Below are 22498 nucleotides of genomic sequence, written 5' to 3'. Positions count from 1 at the left end.
ACCACACAGTGATGGTGCTATAAAATACGGGCCCTCATTTGGGCCTGTCCGCCACGCAAGATTACTCAGGCACTTTACAGCACCAATGGATTTAATTAAGGTGTCAGAAAAAACGCAAGGACTTCTAATGGAAGCTCTTTTTTCATACGGGACATTACAACAGTCTCAGGTTCAGTTAGATAATTTTGGCCGGCTACTCGATGGTGAGGCAGATTATCTGGTTGGTTACCGGCTGGGGCAAGTCAGAATTACAGATCCTGAGGTGCTGAAAAGTAGTGGTAAAGCCCTCCATCCAATCTTGATCTATACTGCCAATCCTGACGATCAGGTAGCTGGTTCCGTCTTTTTTATCACCCAGCAGGAGCTGGCGCGCGCTGACAGCTATGAAGTTGCAGATTATGTCAGGCAGGAGGCTAAACTGAAGTCTGGAAAAACCTGTTGGTTCTATGCCGCCAGTGATAGCGCCAATATACTCAAAGAGTAACAGGCTCAGCCTGTTACTCTGTACATAAAATTACTCGCAAGCCTTACCACAGTTACCAATTGTCACCTGTTTCTGGCCAAGGTAACTTGGCACACCATAGACTCGGTTGTAAGCAATAGCACCGATAAACTGATTGTTATACAACACACCCGGTGTCCAACTGCTGCTGCGCCATGTTCCACTAAGTGCATATTTGCTGATACGGTTCGCACCAGGTGCACTGGCATTAAATTGTCCACCCCAGCTGGATGTAATTGTCGGTGCACTCTGGTAAACGCCAATGTGTGCTTGGTGCTTATTATAACCGTTAGCGTCCCTGTTTAGGCTAACATTCAGGTTCATGCCAGTGACAAGATTGCCAATGATATTGTTGATATCAATATCCAGGTAACGCTCTGCTGCGTCAACGTTACCGCGTACACGACTATCCGCCAGAATTTCCTGCATACCAAATAGCGCACCAGGTCTTTCCAGTGAAGCGAACTGTCTTAGATTTGCCTTGATCAAATCATCCACCTTAGCGGTTGCATAATTAGAAGCAAAGTAATTAACAAACTGGCTGACACCAGGTAAAGACAATATGCCACCCGAACAGCTTACATCTACATCGCGACCATAGTTAACATCAATGTTTTCCAACGCACCGGTATAGTAGTTGTAAGTCACTGTAGGTCTGAGATTTTCAAGACGAACAGCGACTTTGACACTTGGGCAAAATACGTCAACACCATCAAACTTCACTTTTGTATAAAAGCCCAGGTTACCTACTGTCAGGCGGATCTTATAGTTATCTGTACCCGTGAAGGTTGCTGAGATATTTTTTGCATCAAGGTCGACACTATAAATGTATTTTACAGCGCTCATGTTATTCAGGTCGCGCCGAATATCCGCTTCAGTTTCTAACTCAAGCTGCCTCATGTCTGAGAACAAGCTATCTGCCAGGGAGCCCAGGCTCACAGTACGCACTTTTTGAGGCGAATTAGGATTACCTGAAGGTTTCGTCAGTTTGAGCGTCGTTTCGCCTGCATTGGCCGATTGAGCCGCCAGGCCAGCGGCCACGCAAAGTGCTAATTTATAGTTATGTTTCATCTACTTTTTCCTTGTTTTTTTTGGTTATTAGCGCAGCTAAAGTAGTATATGAAAACAACAATCTAACGACACTTTTGTTAAATTAATGTTTAATTTAACACTATAACTTTATACCGAGTCATTAAATGATAAGTCCCTTTAATAATCGAAATAGATAGGCACTCCACAATAGAGTGCCTCTGGGTAAGTAAAATAGACGGGGCAGTTCAATGAGAATATTCACCTTGTTGAACAACAGCATCACTTATACCGTCTAACTAAACCTTGCAGGAAGGAACGGTATGAACAGATGATCTCCTCAGCGCAATATGCACTTTTGCGCTAACCCGGTATATAAGAGCGCGCTTAGCGTTTTCGTTATTCATTGCTGGTTACTTGAATAGTCTGCGCTACCTGGCTGAATTGGCCATCATTGTCTATTGCGACAAACACGACAATGTACTCACCCGGCGCAGCGAAAGTATGTACAACCGTCTCAACGCCCGGTATGTAAGGCTCGTTCCCCATACGCCATAAACGCTCAACGATTTCGCCATCAGGATCGTATGAAGCGGAGGAATTAAACTCACAGGTCAAACCCGTACACTGATAGTCAAATTGGACAACAGGTGGCGTTACCCCATCCAATTCAAGCTGAACGACTTTCACGTCGCGGTTTCCATGACTGTCATCAACCTGTAGAGTCAGTTGGTAATCACCAGCCAAAGTGTACTCAATCTCAACCTGCTCGCCATGAAATACCCTAAAGAACTGGCCACCTTGTAACACCCAGGTGTATGTCAGTGAATCGCGATCGTCCTGAGTTGCTGAACCATCAAAACCACAAATACCTTTTCGACAATCAGCAATAAAATCAGCCACAGGCGACTGAGTACCTGGCATAGCCTCGTTGTCTATTGTCAGGAATTTCGCATATTTAGGCCCCCACTGACCGGACGCGTCCTGGGCTCGAAGGGTCAATGTATAGCGACCTTTGCGCCAACGATGTGTGTCCAGCGTATAATTGAGTGATTCACTCACAGTGTCAAATGCCCCATCAGCAGCTGGCAACAGGATACGCTTTCTGCCTCGCTTACCCTTTTTCTTGATGGTCAATTCGACTTTGCTGATTGCCTGACTGGGCGGCACCTGACCTGTCAGAGAAGGACCAAAAAGATCATCTGCGACAGTGGCAATGATCTCCACAGGCGTACCAGCAGGCACAGCTTCTTTTCCAGCCCCCTTCAAACGCAGATCAAAAAACTGCGGGCCGGCAGGTAGTTTATAAGGTCGTTTCGCTACTTTAGCTGCGTAAATCAGCGCGTTCAGGTTGTTTGGAAAGATCTCTCCTTCAAAGTTGGCACAACTTTCAAAGAACTCATTACCTAACTCAAAAGTAAAGGATGCAACACCAAGCTGCCCATAAGCATATCCATCAGCGCTGCCTCCGGCTTTAAATATCTCCTGAGTCTGAAACGCCCAGTACCCGTTATACGCTGCCATTCTGTGGCCCATCATAGACAATTGATCCGCGTTAGGGCTCGGCGTTAGCTCACTCGACCACGGCCACATCACAAAACGGCTGAAGCTATGTAGATCTAAAAAGACTCCCTGGGTATTGAGTGGCGCTGGATCTGTCAGCAAATCACCGCGACGATCTTTAAACAGATCGTGGAGATAGGCCTGGATCGCCTGTGTTTCAGGCTCAGATGCGGGGCTGGGTCCGTGAAAAGTGGCTGCACATTGATCATCTGTCGAACCACCAATGGGCGAAGCCCAGGCAAAATCGAAGTTACGATTTAGGTCAACACCACGTAATGTTTCATCCAGTGCGCAATATGCTGTATTGGTGTTCTTTCGCCAGAACTGCCCTTGCTCCGCAAGCACCCGACCGTCTGGATTTGCAATGAGCAGGATGTGGATTTCGCGCTGGTTCAGGATCCAGTTGACGTCGGCATCTGTCTCACGGTTTTCAAGTAAGTACTGAGCAAACTTCAATGTAGTTGCCCCGGGTGTATACTCACGGGCATGCAAAGCGCCCTGCATATACAATGCCGGACGCTTACGCCACTTGTTCTTCTTTTTGTTTTTCAATACCAGGACGGTCAAATCATGACCTCCAAGCCCCTGACTTTTCTCCCAGGATGGTCCAATATGTTTCAATTCGACAAAATCGGGATAAGTTTGCGCCAGTGTCTGTGCCATTTGTTGTGTTTCAGCCAAAGTGGGGTAACACGAAAAGTTCGGAATCCCGGACTCCGGCACAGTGCTTTGAGCACGGCTTATCGCAGATATATCTCCCTGCACTGCGGCTTCTGACTGGTTGCTTTCGCCTGGCTTTGAAAAAATAAGTGCACCCGCACTATGTAACTCAGCAAACTCCTGCTGAGTGAGAGAAAGCACCAGGTAATTATTAGCCACTTCCAGAATGGCAGTATGAAACCGGGATAGATATTCCGCTTTTTGCGTTTCACTGGAAAAGGCTAGCTGATAAGTTGATAAAGTGTGATTGTCGGCAGAGAGTGCCTGGACATGTGCTACGTGTGGGTCGCTATGTGCCGTGGCCGTTACGCTTATTGTGCTCAGCAGGAGCATACCCAATAAGTTCTTTTTCATAGTGTTTCCTTCAGTTGTTTATGAGTGTTTAAAATCTCGCTCAAACATTTATTCCTTGTTAATTAATTTGAGGCAACTCCCCAAGTGTAAACATACTGAAATATAAAAATGCTCATTTATCGTACTTTTAGAATAAAACACCTTTACTCAGCACCTTAGTACGTATGCAAAGGTGAGATTCCGAAATGATGTACCGTACTGAAGTGCAATCTAAAAACGTCAACGCCGCTTCTTAGGTGAATTAGCTTGGAAAGAGCAGGTCTTTACCCTAACGTCAGATCAGAGAAATAAGGATGGGAAAATGGAAATCAGGGACCGATTACAAACCAATCAATCCCGGCTTAAAAATAAGGTTACAGATGTGTGTGAAACCACTCAGCCAGTTCGGAAAATACCGCTTGTCTGTTTAGCTCTAAACTATGATTGTCAGCTTCATATATTACCAGCTTATTGGGTATGCGCTCTTTACTCAACGCCTTTGAAAACCTGATTGAATTTTCCACTGAAACACGTTTATCCTGCGCTCCATGCATTAATAAGACGGGTACATTTTTAGGCATTGTGTTGACCCAATTAATAACGGAGCGATGAGCCAGCAGAGCCTCTTTGTCAGCGGCATAGTTTGGAATTCGATTTTGGTACACTTTTTCCATAGAAGGCCTGAACGCCAACTCTTGATTTAGATCCACGACGCCCGCTATCGTGGCAATAGCTTTGATGCCGGGCATTTGTTTCCGTGCCAAATGCGTTTGCATTGCGCCCCGGCTTGCACCAAACATACCCACTCGCTGTACATCTGCTCCCTCAATACGCGTAATTATATTCATCAGGGCCACAACATCATTAACCTCTTGACCACCAAACTCATCGAGGTTATCCGCCTCAGTAAACGTGCCACGATACTGGCTCCCCACAATCATAAATCCCTTCTTAGCCAACGGAAAAAGATTCGCCATCATACTGCCGAAAACAACCGCACCATAGTTGCCGTTACCACCCCGGTTATAGATAATAACAGGTAGCTTTTCGTTGATCTGTTTGGGCTTAATCATGTATCCAGCTACTTTCAGACCATCGACATAATAAGTAAAGGTCTGACAAGAAAGCTGCTCTTTAAACGCATTAAAATCAATTTCAGAGAACCTGGCCTGAAAACCAGCAAGTTTTTTCTTAACTAAATTATCTTCAAGTTCCCTGGAAGAAAACCGCTTTTCCATAAACCCAACCCAACTGGCGTAATCAGAAAAGACTCCCCGAAAACAGCTCTTCACCCCATCTATTGCGAGTTTTTCAGGCTGTTCAGCACTCACATTAAGCGCTATAAACAAGCCAAAGGCCATGCAAACCAATTTATACACAGTACTACTCCTATAACTGAATTATCATTCTGCTAGGTTCTCGCTATCTAAAGATGCAGATATGCTTTGCCAAGGCTGTACCTTAAACACAAATCATTAACCTGCGCTGACAAGTTGACAAATATTTGCCGTATTTATTGGACTGGAATACTAATGTTACAAGACACTACCCTAGTTCAACTATCTAAGCTTTTGACTTTGGGATTACAATGACAAATTTGGCGCCGCCACTTTGATGTACATAGCTTATTTCGCCTTTTAGCACCTGTACCACGGAGTTATACACAATATTCAACCCAAGGCCCAGCTTACCTTGCCCGAGCTGGCTGGTATAAAATGGGTCGAACATTTGCTGCTGATCAGTTTCACTGATCCCCACCCCATTATCCTGATAAACCAATTTAATGACTTCATCTTCGTCTATAACTTCTATTGAGATGTTACCGCTAGCCTGGTTAATAAACCCATGGGAACACGAATTATTAACGAGCTGAGACACCACTTTAAGCAAAGTTTCGGGATAAGAATACAACTGAACAGAGTCGCCAAATACGTCCAACTCTGTTGGCTTGTCAAGGCTCTGGACTATTAGCTCAGCGCGCTGTTTGAGGTATTCCAGCACGTCGAAGTGTACCGCTTCACTCGCATCGAGCGTTGCAGCGACCATTTTAAAACGCGCTATCAGTTCTGCTGCCCGACTGGAGTTTTTTGCCGTCAAAGTGAGCATCTCAGAGGCTTCTTCCAGAAATGCCTTTAACTGGCCGGCACTGAGTTTTTGATCGCTCAGTAAGGAACTGATTTCTTTTAGCTTATCTTCAAGGCAAGATGCAGAAGTAACCACCAGCCCTAGTGGCGTATTCAACTGATGCGCCATCCCGGACACCAGTGTTGTCATCGCTGACATTTTCTCAGATTCCAGTAACTGCTTTTGGGTTGCTTTCAGATTTTGCAGGGTTTCTGTTAATGCCTGGTTTTTAGCCTTTATTCTACGCATAAAGTACAAGATCAACACAACAATGATTATCGCGGCTATCAGCACTAAAACCAGCTGGTCTTTCGCCGCCTGAGTATGAAGCTGATACACCGCATTTTCTTGCGTCAGCTTTGCAATATCTCGCTCTTTCATCGCCAGGTTCATTTGAGCTGCATAAAATGCCACACCGGTTTCAGCCTGCCGTTGCAGGAAATCAAATTTGCTCTGCATGTACAAATCAGCTGCCTGCAACGCGCTTTTCCAATCCTGGATCTGCTGATAGTAATCAACCAGCAACTGGTATGCGTCGACTTTTTCCTGAAATCGCTCATACTTATCACTCAATGCGATGACGTCATTGAGCAAGGGAACCAAATCTTCTTTTGCACCTTGTGCAATTTTCAATCTGACAAGTTCAATCTGAGGACCAATGCTATCTGCCTCAGCGTTGCTCTGTTTACGCAGTTCAACCGCTGCAATTAAATGCTGCTTTGCCAGTTCTGGTTTATCCAACGCTAAATACGTTTTGCCTAAATTATGATGAGACCAGGAGCTGTGGTAAGTCAGATTGTGTTCTTCCCTGAGTGCAAGGCTGTCGGTATGTAATACGAGTGCTTTTTCAAACTCTCCCAGACCAAAGTAAGCCTCTCCGAGGTTATTTAGTCCGACGCCCATTTGTTGCGGTAATTCTCTGTCTCTGGCGTCCTCATAAAAACGCTCAAAGTAGACCCTGGCATCCGTATAACGGCCCAGTTTTAGATACACATTGCCAATGTTGTTTTCGGTTTGTCTGAGATACAGTTCGGTGTCCATCAGGTCGGCAAGCCTGTAACTTTCAAGGTAGTTTTCCAGCGCCCGCTCATACATGCTCATCCGAGTTAGCGCACCAGCTGTCAGACTGTAGTAACTAAACAAAATGGTGGGATCTGACACCTCAGCGCTCATTTTTTTGCACTGAGACAGCGTCACAATGGCTTCTTCTATGTTGTCGGTTTGGATCTGAAACCAGGCTTTGCCATACAGCAGCCTGATTTTTTGTCTGGTTGAAAGTTGCTTATCGTGCCTGGCAAGCATTTCATTGGTAATTTTGATTGCAACCAGCGGCGACTGCGCTGATGTAGTGCGGATCTCTGCCCTTATCTGTTCAAACTCTGCTTCCGTAAATGACGCAGCCAATACCGCATTGCTAAGCAATAACCCTACCCAGATCACACACCGTATCAGCATCAAACATCCGCTCCCGCAACTGCCCTAACTTTCAAAGCATAGCAGGAAAACCCGGTGCAGCACCCCACTTGCGCACGCAACCCCCTGTCTCAAGCAAAAAATACTGGCCGAAGTTATCATAACCAAATGTGTGCTAACCATAGGTCATCGGCATTCGAGCCTGTTTAAAGTTGCGCGCAACAACTCGTTCAACGCATCGTAGTTCACTTCACGCTTTCTATTGCCTGCCGAAAATGCTTTGTGACGAGCCAGCTCCGATTCAATGAACGCATTGATCACTGGTATTGCGGGCCCTATCACTTTTTCCTCGCTCATACGCTTCTTCTCAACCAATTCTGAAAGCGCATTGTCCAGCACCGAATTGTCCGCAACCAGTCTTCGCAGTACCTTAAACTCAATAGGTGCAGGTTCATCGTAGGCCTCCAGCCACTTGATTGCTAATAGCGGTCTGAGTACATAGAAATACTTTTTCAACGGCACCTTTGCCGTTTGTAAGTAGCCACGGTAATTCCCTTTCGCCATATTCAGATAGTGGTAAATACCTTTATGAGACGAAGCAATATGGGGCAATAACGCCCTGGCAGCTGACGCAAAGTGACCATCATCTACATAAACAATCGGCGACTGTAACCATTCAATCAATGTCGGGTTTGACTTCCAAAAAAGTTTAAGTGCCTTCCTGATGTCCCACCCATTGATATCAATTTCATCCACGATGGGGTACTCAATCACATCCCGACGCGCCTCAAGGTCGACAGACAAATACCACGCTTTTTTATGCGCGTATATAAAGCGCACGTCATAATCACTGTTTGGGCTCGCAAACCCCCATGCCCGGCTCCCGGACTCGACGGCGAATAGCACTTTGACATCGTGTTCTTGTTCCGCTGCGGCAATACGGCGCATGATCTCGGCGTGGATATCCGCATTTATTACTGTTGTAACCAGATGTTGTTCATTACCCTTGTTATCGGCTCTGCTTACTGTCATTGCTTACTTCCTAACTTTACATCGATTTACTTTTTTCCGCTGTTCGCAAGACTCGCGCCTGTCATAGCCTCAACTGGATTTGGTCCCAACCACAATTTTCCAGCGCGTCTCTGTCTCTTGTTGCACATCGATATCAATGTCCAAAAATTGTCTGATCACAGTGATATTAGTTCTGGTGTGCAGACTTGGCTCTGTGGTGGTAAATTCTCCTCCACCCGCTAACGCCATTGGCACTAAGAGCTGATCCGCCAGATAGGCATCAACTACCGCACCGGATCTTAAAAACTGCTTAACCCTGCCCGCACAACGCTTGGCCACCCGCTCTGCTGAAACCCCCAGCTCACCTATTTGTTCGAACACACAAGTATTGTGTTCACCTTTGATTTTGATCTGGAAACTATTGCCCCGACCATTTGTTTGATGTTGCTCAACGTCACTTTCAGCATCTTGCCAACCCAGCGCTTTTCGTGCCGCCGCAATTTCCTTTTGACCGATAGAGTCCGGTAAATCACTCATAAGTGCCTTTAAGCCACAGCGCGCCTGACTCAACTCAACCTCGCTGTCCACACTCGTTAATGCTACCTGCTTAAAAGCCGCTGTAGGCTCAATCGTCAATTGCCAGTGACCACCACCGGCTGGGTAAAAACCAAGAGAACGGGTTTGCGTCTGACAGGTTACCCCCATCTCCTTCAAGACCGGCAGGTAAGACTCTTTAAAAAAGCACAATGAGGGTGACATACCATTGTGTGTTCCCCCTTCAAAGGTGACACTTGAGGGTCCATCCGCTAAGGCCAATACTGGTAAAATGGTTTGGCATACCAGCACAGTACTGCCAGCGGTCCCTATCGAAAAATGATAGACACCGGACTTTACTTTTCCTGGTGTAAATCGGATCCGACTCGCCCCCAGCTCAACCCCTTCTGTCGTAGCGTCACAAATTTGCTGTGCAGCCCTTACAGAAGTAAGGTGCTGACGCAACAGCCCCGGCCTGTTTCTATTTGCTCTGATGTTGTTGAGCTCAATTGGTGTATTAGTCAGAATCGACAAAGTAAGCGCGGTACGTAACACTTGCCCGCCGCCCTCACCCTGTGCGCCATCAATCTCTAAAAATTGCATTTTCTCTCCTGTTTACCCTTTCACACAAACGACTTGCTTCAGGGTATAAACCACTTCAACCAGATCTTTTTGCGCATCCATAACTTTTTCTATGTCTTTATAGGCGTGCGGTATCTCATCAATGACCGCTTCGTCCTTACGACACTCTACGCCCTGAGTCGCTTCAATTTGATCTTTTACGCTGTATACTTTCTTCGCTTTAGTCCGGGACATTACTCTGCCGGCACCGTGGCTACAGCTATTAAAACTCTCTGGATTACCCAGCCCTCTGACAATAAATGAACGGGCGCCCATACTTCCCGGAATAATACCCATCTCTCCTTTCTCGACCCTCACTGCCCCTTTGCGAGTCACGAAACACGCTTTACCAAAGTGTTCTTCTCGCGAGATGTAGTTGTGATGGCAATTAACGGCCAGCTCAGCGGTAGAAAACTCAACCGGGATTGCTTTGCGCAGCGCTGCAATCGCATTGAGCATCATGATCTCCCGATTTTTCCTGGCAAAATCCTGCGCCCATTCCACCGCTTCCACATAATCATCAAAATATTCGCTACCTTCAGATAAGTAAGCTAAGTCCATATCTGGCAGATTAACCTGATGCCGCTCCATCTCTTTTTTAGCCAGTTCGATGAAGTAGGTGCCGATCCGGTTTCCAACCCCACGACTTCCTGAATGAAGCATAATCCACACGGCGTTGTTTTCATCCAGACACAACTCCAGGAAGTGGTTGCCAGTGCCCATTGTACCTAAGTGATTTACGTGATTACTCCGACGAATAGCCGGATGCTTTTCACAGATCCGCTCAAACCGTGCTTCAAGCGTTTTCCATTGCGCTGCAACGACTTCAGGAATTGTATGCCAGGCTCCCTTATCTCTTTGCCTGCGCTTATTGCCCGTCCTGCCGTGGGGTATTGCGGCCTCAAAGGCGTGGCGAATACCTGATAAATTATCCGGAAGCTGACTGGCGGTCAGTGTGGTTTTTGTTGCCACCATGCCGCACCCAATATCCACGCCAACCGCAGCCGGGATCACCGCATCAACCGAAGGGATCACACTTCCTATTGTTGCTCCCTTCCCCATGTGCACATCAGGCATCACCGCAATGTGCGAATGCACCATTGGCATGCTGGCTATATTTTTTAATTGCTGTTGCGCTTGCTCTTCAAACGGCACCCCTTTAGTCCATGCCTTAATCGTGGCCATGCCCTCGTTTTCTATTACGTTGTAATTCCTACTCATGTTATTTTCCTGATGTCTATCATATGGTTTGGCGTCACTACACTGGAGCAGGAACGACACAACCGAGTTTGTCGTCCGGATACAGCTCTACGAAGCGCAGCGACCAGTGTGACATGTGAATCACAGCCACCCAATCTTGAATCTATACATATCAAGCTACGTGCCAAAGCATCTCCCCTCAAAGAAAAACAACTATAACACATTGTTTTTTAAGCAATTTAAAACTTAAACACCGACTCAAACCATTATCACAGTGGCACTTATTGAGAATAAAAAGTAGAATTTTGGATATAAAAATATCTATATAGATAGATCAATATGAGCAAAAAGACGATTGCTGTTAGCCTGATTGGTTCACAACTGGACTTTGTTGGCAAGCGTGTTGACCGATGGTCCAAATGGCGGCCCAACATTAGCTTGTGTAGCCAGGAACATCTCGTTATCGATGAACTACACCTGTTACATGACAACCACTCTGAGCGTTTGGCAAATAATGTTGCGGTAGACATAGAAAGTATCTCTCCGGAAACCCAGGTCCAGTTGTATAACATTAACTTTATTGACCCCTGGGACTTTGAAGAGGTCTATGCCAAACTGTATGACTGGTGCCAGCAACAGACATACGATACGGACAATAATGAGTATCTGTTTCACATCACAACGGGTACGCACGTTGTGCAGATCTGTAGCTTCCTACTAACCGAAAGCCGTCACTTCCCGGGCCGGTTGATCCAGACTTCGCCGGACAAAGCGAATAACAACAAGTCCATCGGGCGTGTTCAGATCATTGACTTAGATCTCTCCAAATATGACCAGCTTGCTACCCGGTTTGACCATGAACACCTTGAAGGTAAAGAATTTCTCAAAGGGGGCATTCATACTAAGAACAAGGGCTTCAACCAACTCATTACGCAAATAGAGAAAGTTGCTATTCGTTCTTGTGACCCCATGTTATTAACCGGGCCAACCGGGGCAGGTAAAAGCCAGCTGGCCACTCGGATCTTTCAGCTCAAGAAGCGAAGGTCAAAATTAAAAGGCGATTTGGTCTCAGTAAACTGCGCGACATTGAAAGGTGAAAATGCCATGGCTGCCCTATTTGGCCACACCAAGGGGGCATTTACAGGTGCGCAAAAAGAACGCAGCGGCTATCTGCTCAGTGCCGATCAGGGCATGTTGTTTTTAGACGAAATTGGCGAGCTGGGTCAGGAAGAGCAAGCCATGTTGCTTCATGCGATTGAGAATAAGTCCTTTCATCCTGTTGGCAGTGACAGCACGGTCAACAGTGATTTCCAGTTAATCGCGGGCACCAACAAAGATCTAAGACTTGAAGTCGCGAAAGGCCGGTTCAGAGAAGATCTGCTGGCACGTATCAACCTTTGGACCTTTAAGTTGCCAGCACTGCGCGAGCGCCTGGAGGATATTCCGGCCAATATTGATTATGAACTTGACATATATGCCCAGAAAAACACGCAACGGGTGCAGTTTAATAAAGAAGCCAGACTGGCATTTGAACAATTTGCGATGTCACATGAGGCACTTTGGTCTGCTAATTTTCGGGATTTGAGCTCTGCAATTACCCGCTTATGTACCCTGGCCGATTCTTCCCGTATTTCAATCAATGATGTGAATGGAGAAATTCACAGGCTTACAAGCGCATGGCAAAACACCGAAGACAGAACAGCCCCGAATTTGCTGTCCAGCTACCTCTCGGCGGAACAAATCTCATCACTTGACAACTTTGATATTCAACAACTTAACTACGTAATCTCGGTTTGCAAGCGTCACACCAGTATGGCGTCTGCCGGTCGGGAACTATTTAATGTAAGCCGAACTAAGAAATCACAGGTGAATGATTCGACCCGATTACAGAAGTACTTAACCAAGTTTGGGTTGACCTGGTCTCAATTACACTAAATTAGAGCATTGCGCTGGTGTGGAGCATAAAATTGTGCCCTATCAATGGCACCAGCCAAGGCTCAGAAATGTGTTCAAAAATTCATGTTGTTTGTATTAAAATGTAAAACACCATGTTTTCTTTTGTGGTTCGTGATTAGAATGGGGCCAGTATTGACTCAAACCTGTAAGGGACAACATGAATTCTTTTAAATTTTCTATACTGGCATTGGCATGCTCGACGCTGCTGGCATGTTCAACAGAAACAACCGACTCTGAAAACGTTAAAACAGAGGCCATCTGGTCTAAAATTTATGTCACAACTACAGGTGAAACGTCCCGGGTAATCGCAGAGCTTAATGTTGATGGCCCAAATGGCAATAATATCAAACTGACTGCAAATGATAAGCTGGTAGCAAGAGCGGCCAATATCAGTCAGGTTATGAGCGAAGATGAAGAGCTCTTTGACGTGGACTATCGCGCAATTTTTGATGTGACGTCAGGTGGCACCCAGTTTACTGTCGACTTTACCAGAGGGTCTGAAAATAAAACACTGACCACGACCATGAACTTACCTCGTCCGTTTAACATCATTACCCCGCAAAAAAACCAGTCTTTTTCGGTGAATGACGAGCTGACACTGGCCTGGACGCCCGGCACAGAGGATGACACTACATTTTCAAGCAAGTTGACAATTGAGTGTAAGAGAAACGACGGTAACAGCTTTTTTGTTAATATAAACAATGAAAAACTCACTGACGATGGTACTCAAGTGTTCGACCTAAGCACTATCGAAGCGTTGAAAGATACTGCTATTAATACCCGCCAGGAGTGCAGTGCAGAGTTTTACCTTGCCCGCACTCGGGCAGGGACAGTTGACCCAAGCTATGCCAGCGGCAGTTCTGCTAAAGCCGTTCAGGAACGTTACTCTGATAAATTTGAAATTCGCCTCAGAGACTAAAACCCGCAGGGCTGACCACTAATACCCCTGTCATTCCCAGCTCAGCATTTCAAGTGTACCCTTATCAGGTGGTCTGAGGTGCTGAGCTAGATTTTTGCTCAGAAACACGGCAAACTGCTGGTTTTAGGCTGTATGTAGTGTGTCTATGCGTTTTACGTTTTTATTCGTTTTTATTGTTGCTCTGATACCCTTATCCGGCCATGCCACAGCCATCCGCTTTGTCGCGGAGGACCTCCCCCCTTACCATTACCTGGATCCAAGCGGTAAACCCACAGGCGCTTTGGTTGAGGTTGCCCGGCAATTGCTCGCACAAACCGGATTGCAGGGTCAAATCGAGATCATGCCAATGGCACGTGCACTGCATGAAATGCGGGCTAAAGACAATACGCTGCTGTTATCCTGGCTAAAGACCCCGGAGCGAGCTCAAAACTATCGGTTTCTGGGTGTCATGTGCCACGCTCAGGCCTATCTGATTGGCCTTAAAGACCGTACATTTTCTCTTCAGGATTTAAACAGTGCCAGACAACATCGCGTCAGCACCATTCGCGGATATTACAGTGAAAGATTTTTACGTGCTGCCGGCTACTCAGAAGATCACGAGTTAGTTCTGGTATCCCATTATCAGACCTTGTGGCACATGTTATTCAAAGGGCGTACTGACTTAGTTCTCACCAATGCACAAACCATCAACAAAGAGCTCAGTGCACTGGGGTTACCTGCAGATCAGGTGGAACGGAAACTGGCAGTACCAGCCTTTCCTTCAGAGCTGCATTTAGCAACCAGTTTAGACTTCAATCAACAACAGGCCAACCAGCTGATGAACGCACTGGCAAGCCTGAAAGACTCCGGCAAATACCAGCAAATCCTGTCTCAATGGCAGCTCAATTAAACGCTTTTGGTCTTAAAAACCAGGCACTTTAGACTGCTGTCCTCATTGATGTCGGGAAATTCTGGCGGATTTGGCAATCTTGATTCAAATTGCATCTGCGGTGCTTCCCTGGCCATTTCGTCTATCAAAAACTGGGCACTCACGTCAGGAGAATTAACGCATGCCAGCACACTTCCCTGCTCAGTCAGTAAATCACCCAGACGTCTTAAGATCCGCTGATAATCTTTTGTCAGCGCAAAACTGCCCTTCTGAAAACTAGGAGGATCAATGATGATTAAATCATAGGGACCCTGTTTCTTCACTTTACCCCAGGATTTAAACAATTCGTGACCAAGAAACGACACCTTACTTACATCATGACCATTTAACTGGTGGTTTACTTTACCTTGTTTTAGCGCGGCTTTAGACATGTCGAGATTCACAACATGTTCTGCATTTCCGTCCAACGCAGCAACCGAAAAACCACAGGTATAAGAAAACAAGTTCAGCACACGCTTACCGTCAGACTGGCCTTTCACCCACTGGCGTCCCAGTCGCATGTCTAAAAACAACCCCATGTTTTGCTTGGCACCCAGAGATAAACCGAATTTCAGGCCTTGTTCATTTACAACAGGCATGGCTGACAGCTCACCATATAACAGTTCCACAGGCGCACCACTGGCATATCGATGTTGCAGTATCACAGCTGAAACCCGCTCGGCCCATGGCTGAGACTCAATCAATTTCAGTAATTCAGATTTAAGCGCATCAAGCCATTGCTGCTCATGTTCTTTAAATAAAGAGATCAGGAGCTGCCCCTGCAGCCAATCTATCGTAATTTGTTCAAGCCCCGGGTAACAGCGACCCCGACCATGGAAAAGACGACGCACTTCATTGGGTAACGTCTGTTGAGAAAGGTGGTGCAATAAGGTGGAAAGTGCTGTGACTGTCATTTACTTTGCGTATTTTTCAATATTGACCCTTATTTTACTTGGGTTTCTTTGTCTGATGCAAATGACAAAAAAGCCCGGCTCACATCGGCCGGGCTTTTATACTATTGAGCTTTGCTTAGTTTTTACTGTTTAACACAGTATAGGCGTGCTTCTATGTTACAGTTCATTATGGTGTCAGAAAACCACTCGGGGAATTGTGTACTACCCACTACACCCGTCATTGCTCCTGTTGAAGCATACATATCTGTCGGAACAGAAGCCTGCCAGTTATTGCATGCTAGCCAGTGTTCATAAAAGCCTTTAGCATTTGCATTTGTCCAAACCCTTAAGCCGGTTAGATCATTGCCCTTTTCATCAAACTTAATCCCTGCTAACAATCCATCAGTTAATAGATCGGATCTGGAGTTAGACACGAGATCGCCGTTAATATTGTATATCTTAGCTGAACTATCAATGGAGTCATAAAACCCATTTAGTAGTGCCTTATATTCACCGGCAGGAGCAACGGAATCAGCGCTATTTGCTAAAGAGGTACAAATAGCATTGGCACCTTCTACGCCACCTAACTTTGCGGTATACGCAGTACTTGTTACAAAGATGATGTTCTTGTTCGTCACTTCAGCCCCTTTTAGCAATAGCGACCAACGCTCCGTATCCAGCACCGGTGACTTTTCAGAACTTGATGCCGCAATCTCCTGATTGGCCACATAAAGGCTATTGCTAAACTCTACGCGTGCAACCTCTCCAGTTTGATAGGCATTCTGTTCAGACCAAGCAAGCTTAGTTGGCGTGAACTTAATAGTGGATGACAAGGCTGTAAGCATATCAGCCTGATTGGCTTTAGTTGCCAAAGCTGTATCTACATCACTTTGGTTTGCCTTCGCAGCCAGCGCAGTGTTTACATCACTCTGATTTGCCTTTGCAGCTAATGCAGTAGCCATATCACTCTGGTTCGCCTTTGCAGCCAGTGCTGTGTCTACATCACTCTGGTTTGCCTTAGCTGCCAGTGCTGTGTCTACATCACTCTGGTTTGCCTTAGCTGCCAGTGCTGTATCTACATCACTCTGGTTTGCCTTAGCTGCCAGTGCTGTATTTACATCACTCTGGTTTGCCTTAGCCGCCAGTGCTGTATCTACATCACTCTGGTTCGCCTTAGCTGCCAGTGCGGTGTCTACATCACTTTGGTTCGCCTTTGCAGCCAATGCTGTATTTACATCACTCTGGTTTGCCTTAGCCGCCAGCGCTGTATCTACATCACTTTGGTTCGCCTTTGCAGCCAGTGCTGTGTCTACATCACTTTGATTTGCCTTGACAGTCAGAGCCTGGGTTAGCTGTGTTGCGGTCGCGTAACCGGACAGCATTTGCGTCACGTCAGCGCTCAGTGCAAACGCGTCAAATTCTGGCAGTTCAGCACGTTTAACCAGCTGCTCTTCATCGTAATCAACGCCTTTAGCCAAAATAGACCACGGCTGCTGGATATTACCCTGAGAGTCCGTAGGCGGAACACCAATGACTTCCTGAGTCGCAATGAATGCACTGCCCATGTAGCTGATCACATCACCTGCCACATATTCTGTGGTTAGTAAGTAGCCAGACGCAATGAAGTTAATGCCCTTAGAGCCCTTAGCCACTAACAGATGCCAGCTCTGTGCATCCTCTACCGGTGACATATTCGTGCCATCGGTTGCTGCAACAGCAACAGAAGCGATATACGCACTGCCCTGGAATGTGACGACATCATCGATGTCATAGCCAGACTGAGCACTCCATACGCCTTTTACTTGCAAACCTTTCTCGCCAGGTTCGCCATCTTTACCCGGAGCACCATCGACACCATCTGCACCATCTGCACCATCTACACCATCTTTACCTGGCGCGCCGTCGATACCGTCTTTACCTGGCGCACCGTCTTTACCTGGCGCACCGTCTTTACCTGGCGCACCATCAGCGCCCGGAGCACCATCGGCACCATCAACGCCATCTTTACCTGGCGCACCATCTTTACCATCTAAGCCGTCTTTACCCGGCATACCAGAGCCAATGCCAGCAAACAGAGATAGCCAATCATTAGAAAGTGCTGGCGCAAGGTTAACCGTACCGGATTCTTCAGTTGCTAATATATCGATTCGAGCAATATAGGCTTGTCCTTCATGTACAACCACGTCATCCGTACTGTATGCTGATTCTGCTGACCAATCACCTTTGATTGTCAGGCCACGATCACCTTTGTCACCTTTTTCACCCTTATCTCCTTTATCTCCTTTATCGCCTTTTTCGCCTTTTTCGCCGCGCTCACCTTGCTCACCACGGTCACCTTTGTCACCCTGTTCTCCTTTATCACCCGGGTCACCTTTTTCGCCGCGTTCACCTTGTTCGCCCTGCTCTCCTTTGTCGCCCTTGTCTCCTTTATCACCAGGGTCGCCTTTTTCACCTCGCTCACCATCATTACCGTTCACGCCATCCTGGCCTGGTAAACCATCTTTACCATCTTTGCCGTCCAGGCCGTCTTTACCTGGCATGCCAGAACCGACTCCCGCGAATAGAGATAACCAGTTATTAGAAGCCGCGGGCGCCTCATTAATAGAGCCCGATTCCTGCGTGGCGATAATATCTACCCGAGCGATATAGGCTTGTCCTTCATGAACAACAACATCATTTGCGCTATACCCGGATTCCGAAGTCCAATCACCTTTAACGGTCAGGCCACGGTCACCTTTTTCGCCTTTCTCGCCTTGTTCACCTCGGTCACCCTTCTCACCTTGCTCACCTTTTTCACCCTGATCGCCTTTCTCGCCGCGATCGCCTTTTTCACCTTGATCACCTTTAGCACCCTGGTCGCCTTTCGCCCCCGGGTCACCTTTCTCACCGCGGTCGCCCTTTTCGCCTTGCTCACCTTTGGCACCCTGGTCACCTTTTACACCCGGGTCACCTTTCTCACCACGTTCACCTTGATCACCTTTGGAACCCGGGTCGCCTTTCTCACCTTGTTCGCCTTTCTGGCCTCTCTCGCCAGGGTCGCCTTTTTCGCCTTGCTCACCTGTGGCACCCTGATCACCTTGCTCGCCTTTCGCGACTAATAACAACCAGCTATCTGTTGCGATTTCAGGAGACAGGTTAATACTGCCAGCCTCTTCTGCTGAGGGGATATTCGCTAGCGCAACGTATGCACTACCATTGTGAATGGCAACATCATCAGTGGCATAAGCTTCCTGCTGTGACCAAACGCCGCGGATCTGAAGTCCTTTGTCCCCTTTTTCACCCTGGTCCCCTTTTTCACCAGGCTCCCCCTGATCACCCTTTTGACCCGGTTCACCTTGCTCGCCTTGATCACCTTGCTCACCCTGATCTCCTTTCTGACCAGGTTCACCTTGATCACCTTTTTCACCCGGTTCACCTTTCTCACCTTGTTCGCCTTTTTCACCCGGGTCACCTTTTTCACCCTGGTCGCCTTTCTCTCCATTGGCACCATCAAGACCATCTTTACCATCAGTTCCGGCTTCGCCTTGCTCACCTTTAGCAACCAGCTGTAGCCATTGAGCTGCAACATCCGGCGAAGGGTTTGCTTCACCACCTTCTTCTACTGCTGCAACATCAGCAATGGCAATATAAGCACTTCCGTTAAAACTAACTAAATCGTCAACAACGTAAGCAGCAAGCTCTGTCCAGGCACCTTTAACCTGAAGGCCTTTGTCACCTTTTTCGCCCTGCTCCCCTTGTTCACCTTGATCGCCCTTCTCGCCCTGGACGCCAGGTTCGCCCTTTTCACCTTGATCACCTTTTTCACCTTTGGCTCCATCAAGACCATTGGCACCCGGCGCACCATCCTGGCCATCAACACCATCTTTACCGTCAGCGCCATCTGCACCATCAACACCGTCACGACCATCTGCACCTGGTTCACCTTTTAAACCGACGGTAGAACCAACCCACTCACCATTCTCATTTATCACAGGGATCCCTGCTACTGAAACTTGAGTCGCGTCAACCGAACCTTTTACGGATCCAGATACATCGGCATAGTATGCGCTGGGCACTGCATCAATTCGCAAGCGAGGAGACATTTCGATATCGTCTCCAACCTTGATGCCCAGTTCCAATTCTGTATTTTGGAAAATGGCAGCATCAATGTCATTATTCTCACCGAGACGGACACTGTATTGGCCATCTACAACTTGAACTTCTCTGACTTCCTGCCAGAGGCTTTCATCGTTTGCATAAAGCGTAAATGTGATAGTCAGTGTATCGTTAACCACTTCTTGAGTATTTGAGTTGGTCAACGTACCTTGGTGGTTTAATTGAGCTGAAATAGCAGGCATAGAAATAGCACTGGCAGCAGCAATCATTGCGGCTAACGCATTAACTTTAAACATAATATCCCTTAAAAAGTTAGTCTAGAGCAGTTTGAGCATTGTCTAATTGAAAATTGTTGGAACTCGCTTTCTGATTCACGATAACCGTTGAGGCTTTTAAATCGTGACGTCCTGATGAAGCATTTTGAATTACGGGCTGAGCTTGTGCCGTTTGGGATACAGTATGTATCGCCTTTTCTGGCGTGGGGTTTGGTTTGGGCTCAGGATCAGGTTTAACAACACCACTATCTTTCCCATTGAGCGGTGTTGTATCTTTACTGTCTCCTGACCCACAAGCTGAAAGCGATGCAGCCATAACGACCGCCAACAACAATGAAGGTAAATCCTTAGTCATTTTCTTCTTCCTGAAATTGGTATTATTTTTAATTTTGGAACTATTGTCGGTCCATAGATCAAGTGGAGTCTATCAACTCACTTCATAACAAACAACATTTTTTTCTTTTTTTACAAAAGCTTAATGAGAAGAAAACTCCCCAGACCGCAAAACTTGTCAAAGTAAAGTAGGCTGTCCCAATTGCTTTTTCGCAATGACTTTCATTTCCTGAGCGCGCTTTAGATCAGGGTAAAATATTAGAAGAAAATCTAGTTTTTTCATTGCTCCTGCATAGTCATGACGCTGTATCATAAGTTCAGCGCTCGCAAGAAGCCCACTCGTATGATAAGGATACAATGGAAGAAAACGTTCTAATGCGCTTAGCGCCTTCTCATGATCTTTGTACAGGTGTCTCTGAAGGATATAATAGTCAAATAACGCTTTGCTATCGTAAGGATTTAGCTTAAAGCTTCGTTGCATGTCTTCTTGATTGCCCGACATATACCCAGTGTGGGCATAGTAACTCGCCAAATGATTGGTTGAAAAAAAGCCAGCATATATAATCAATAAAACAGGCAAACAATTTGAGCTAACAAGCCGCGTTCTAGCTGTGTTTTCGCCAATTAACGCCTTATTTCTATAGAGTACAAATGAAAACAAGAGTATTGCAAAAAACAAGCTTCCGGGTGTCAAAAAGAGTGCAGTAAACAGTGAATGAAACAAAGTTGAGACCACTGCAACAAGTAGCCACCTATCACTTTGATTCCCATAATAAGCGTTAACCATCGATTTAAATAATATCAATGCGAGTATCGCAGAAAACACTAAACCACCGAGCCAGCCAGTTTCACTATAAAACTTCAGAAGTATATTATGTGGTGTTTTCAGTACTACTTTTTCACCCACCATAGGCGATGCTTCTTCAGTACCAAGCTTCGCGTATTTCGGGTGGATATACTCAAAATTATTGACCCCAACCCCAAGTGGTTTATCAAGGATCATGTCAAACGTGTTGGCAAACAGATCTGTTCGCCCTGTTTCTAAGTTTTGCACGCTCTGTATTTTTTTATTTAGCCTTCCACCTAAATAACTATCTAACTGGCTATATCCGACCGCTCCAACAATTAAGCTAAAAGTAATTATTAGATATGTGAATGCACGATGCTTTAACTTATTTAAGATCAGTAAAAATAAAACAATTTCCCCCAGAAGCAAACCTAAAATTGTTCCACGGGTGCCTGACTCAAGTAACGCGCAAATACAAACAATAAAAGACAAAGTACCACAGACAGAACGCGTATTTACTTTCCTCTGATACAATATTGCTGCAACGAGAACAGGTAACCAAATATTGAGAACCTGACCTAGATTATTGACAAAGCCAAACGAGGAAAATTCCGTAACATGAACCAACTCATAATCAATTACTCTGGATTCAATATAGAACAGCGAGAAAATTATTGAAGAAAATATGATAATATCAAACAGTAATTTTAAGCCATACCTGTGCCATACGCTTTTTAGCAAATAATATGAGAGCAGCACGCTTCCAGCATATCTAAGGATAAACGAGACTCCTTCATAATAGTTAACGGCATGCAATAACGACGCAAACATCAAGAGCAGTAAAACAATACTCAGCCAACCTAAGCGGCTTATTTCAATGTCAACCTTCTTAATATACGCGTAAGCCAGGGAGGCACAGATGAAAAAATCGAATACGATCCACTTGGGTACATCAAACTTATAAAAAAAAGCATCCGAAGAAACTATTGATATCAACACCGAAACAAGAATAATTAGTACACCAGTCCAGGGGACGCCAGCGTTCATTCCATTACTACGCAAAATTACTCTCCATTCTTACAATTGACTACACCCAGAAAACCCGGATTATTTGCTTTACTCGTAGTCTATACAGGTACTTACAATGCAGACTCTAGCATAATCGCTGAATGAAATGTATTTATATGTACTCTGGGATCAGAGTTTTTGATGGCGCTAGGTGGGTATTTCAATCTTTTTGCCATAACGAAAAGAAATCGCTGCCATATTTCTATGCAGATAAA

General features: G+C 46.0%; 15 protein-coding genes. 4 read left to right on the top strand and 11 right to left on the bottom strand.

The genetic code is table 11. The features are described 5' to 3' along the window. The first annotated feature begins 127 nt into the window (after positions 1-127). Positions 128-484 carry a gamma-glutamylcyclotransferase family protein gene (locus PRUB_RS24165; RefSeq protein ID WP_010380488.1) on the top strand — a complete coding sequence of 119 codons (357 nt, stop codon included), beginning with the start codon at positions 128-130 and terminating at the stop codon, positions 482-484. Between the two features lie 30 nt (positions 485-514). On the opposite strand, the gene PRUB_RS24160 is transcribed toward PRUB_RS24165, so the two are convergent. The 7 genes from PRUB_RS24160 to PRUB_RS24130 all read right to left on the bottom strand — a co-directional run bounded on the left by PRUB_RS24160 (position 515) and on the right by PRUB_RS24130 (position 11071). Next, positions 515-1573, bottom strand: coding sequence for a hypothetical protein (locus PRUB_RS24160; RefSeq protein ID WP_010380486.1), 1059 nt, complete (start codon positions 1571-1573; stop codon positions 515-517). A 357-nt stretch (positions 1574-1930) separates the two neighbouring features. Then, positions 1931-4168: a M14 family zinc carboxypeptidase gene (locus PRUB_RS24155; RefSeq protein WP_010380485.1), complete on the bottom strand. Its 2238-nt coding sequence runs from the start codon at positions 4166-4168 to the stop codon at positions 1931-1933. Positions 4169-4521: 353 nt separating this feature from the next. Continuing rightward, entirely contained in the window at positions 4522-5526 is a 1005-nt protein-coding gene (locus tag PRUB_RS24150) for an alpha/beta hydrolase family protein (protein ID WP_010380484.1), read from the bottom strand. Positions 5527-5710: 184 nt separating this feature from the next. Continuing rightward, complete coding sequence (locus PRUB_RS24145) at positions 5711-7726, bottom strand: tetratricopeptide repeat-containing sensor histidine kinase (RefSeq protein WP_010380483.1); 2016 nt, start codon at positions 7724-7726, stop codon at positions 5711-5713. A 144-nt stretch (positions 7727-7870) separates the two neighbouring features. Continuing rightward, the gene (locus PRUB_RS24140) at positions 7871-8716 is read right to left on the bottom strand and encodes a nucleotidyltransferase domain-containing protein (protein ID WP_010380480.1); all 846 of its coding nucleotides are present in this window, start codon (positions 8714-8716) and stop codon (positions 7871-7873) included. A 69-nt stretch (positions 8717-8785) separates the two neighbouring features. Beyond that, the gene (rtcA, locus tag PRUB_RS24135) at positions 8786-9832 is read right to left on the bottom strand and encodes an RNA 3'-terminal phosphate cyclase (RefSeq protein ID WP_010380478.1); all 1047 of its coding nucleotides are present in this window, start codon (positions 9830-9832) and stop codon (positions 8786-8788) included. 12 nt (positions 9833-9844) lie between these two features. Next, a complete protein-coding gene (locus PRUB_RS24130; RefSeq protein WP_010380476.1) occupies positions 9845-11071 on the bottom strand; it encodes an RtcB family protein in 1227 nt (408 codons plus the stop codon). A gap of 318 nt (positions 11072-11389) precedes the next feature. Between PRUB_RS24130 and rtcR the strand changes: the two genes are divergently transcribed. The 3 genes from rtcR (at position 11390) to PRUB_RS24115 (ending at position 14814) form a co-directional block, all read left to right on the top strand. Beyond that, complete coding sequence (rtcR, locus tag PRUB_RS24125; protein ID WP_010380475.1) at positions 11390-12985, top strand: RNA repair transcriptional activator RtcR; 1596 nt, start codon at positions 11390-11392, stop codon at positions 12983-12985. Between the two features lie 178 nt (positions 12986-13163). After that, entirely contained in the window at positions 13164-13925 is a 762-nt protein-coding gene (locus tag PRUB_RS24120; RefSeq protein WP_010380473.1) for a hypothetical protein, read from the top strand. 145 nt (positions 13926-14070) lie between these two features. Then, positions 14071-14814: a substrate-binding periplasmic protein gene (locus PRUB_RS24115; RefSeq protein ID WP_010380472.1), complete on the top strand. Its 744-nt coding sequence runs from the start codon at positions 14071-14073 to the stop codon at positions 14812-14814. Here the strand turns inward: PRUB_RS24115 and PRUB_RS24110 are convergent. From PRUB_RS24110 to PRUB_RS24095, 4 genes are all read right to left on the bottom strand, one after another. After that, positions 14811-15746 (bottom strand): class I SAM-dependent methyltransferase, encoded by a 936-nt coding sequence (locus PRUB_RS24110; protein ID WP_010380470.1) that lies wholly within the window; start codon positions 15744-15746, stop codon positions 14811-14813. The two genes, PRUB_RS24115 and PRUB_RS24110, sit on opposite strands and share 4 nt — an antisense overlap. Positions 15747-15868: 122 nt before the next feature. Continuing rightward, positions 15869-20116: a hypothetical protein gene (locus tag PRUB_RS24105; protein ID WP_198452407.1), complete on the bottom strand. Its 4248-nt coding sequence runs from the start codon at positions 20114-20116 to the stop codon at positions 15869-15871. 16 nt (positions 20117-20132) lie between these two features. Then, positions 20133-20450, bottom strand: coding sequence for a hypothetical protein (locus PRUB_RS24100; protein ID WP_010380461.1), 318 nt, complete (start codon positions 20448-20450; stop codon positions 20133-20135). Between the two features lie 156 nt (positions 20451-20606). After that, the gene (locus tag PRUB_RS24095; protein ID WP_021032804.1) at positions 20607-22277 is read right to left on the bottom strand and encodes an O-antigen ligase family protein; all 1671 of its coding nucleotides are present in this window, start codon (positions 22275-22277) and stop codon (positions 20607-20609) included. Between the last annotated feature and the right edge of the window lie 221 nt (positions 22278-22498).

This window comes from Pseudoalteromonas rubra, assembly GCF_000238295.3.
Lineage (GTDB): Bacteria > Pseudomonadota > Gammaproteobacteria > Enterobacterales > Alteromonadaceae > Pseudoalteromonas > Pseudoalteromonas rubra.
Note: the sequence above shows the minus strand (reverse complement) of the source record. Positions and strands in the feature narration are given on the sequence as shown.

Excerpts from the sequence above, each read along its gene's own strand:
- rtcR (WP_010380475.1), top strand. The coding sequence starts at position 11,390 with ATGAGCAAAAAGACGATTGCTGTTAGCCTGATTGGTTCACAACTGGAC.
- PRUB_RS24140 (WP_010380480.1), bottom strand. The coding sequence starts at position 8,716 with ATGACAGTAAGCAGAGCCGATAACAAGGGTAATGAACAACATCTGGTT.
- PRUB_RS24160 (WP_010380486.1), bottom strand. The coding sequence starts at position 1,573 with ATGAAACATAACTATAAATTAGCACTTTGCGTGGCCGCTGGCCTGGCG.
- PRUB_RS24155 (WP_010380485.1), bottom strand. The coding sequence starts at position 4,168 with ATGAAAAAGAACTTATTGGGTATGCTCCTGCTGAGCACAATAAGCGTA.
- PRUB_RS24145 (WP_010380483.1), bottom strand. The coding sequence starts at position 7,726 with ATGCTGATACGGTGTGTGATCTGGGTAGGGTTATTGCTTAGCAATGCG.
- PRUB_RS24105 (WP_198452407.1), bottom strand. The coding sequence starts at position 20,116 with ATGTTTAAAGTTAATGCGTTAGCCGCAATGATTGCTGCTGCCAGTGCT.
- PRUB_RS24115 (WP_010380472.1), top strand. The coding sequence starts at position 14,071 with ATGCGTTTTACGTTTTTATTCGTTTTTATTGTTGCTCTGATACCCTTA.
- PRUB_RS24130 (WP_010380476.1), bottom strand. The coding sequence starts at position 11,071 with ATGAGTAGGAATTACAACGTAATAGAAAACGAGGGCATGGCCACGATT.
- rtcA (WP_010380478.1), bottom strand. The coding sequence starts at position 9,832 with ATGCAATTTTTAGAGATTGATGGCGCACAGGGTGAGGGCGGCGGGCAA.
- PRUB_RS24120 (WP_010380473.1), top strand. The coding sequence starts at position 13,164 with ATGAATTCTTTTAAATTTTCTATACTGGCATTGGCATGCTCGACGCTG.
- PRUB_RS24110 (WP_010380470.1), bottom strand. The coding sequence starts at position 15,746 with ATGACAGTCACAGCACTTTCCACCTTATTGCACCACCTTTCTCAACAG.
- PRUB_RS24165 (WP_010380488.1), top strand. The coding sequence starts at position 128 with ATGGAAGCTCTTTTTTCATACGGGACATTACAACAGTCTCAGGTTCAG.
- PRUB_RS24100 (WP_010380461.1), bottom strand. The coding sequence starts at position 20,450 with ATGACTAAGGATTTACCTTCATTGTTGTTGGCGGTCGTTATGGCTGCA.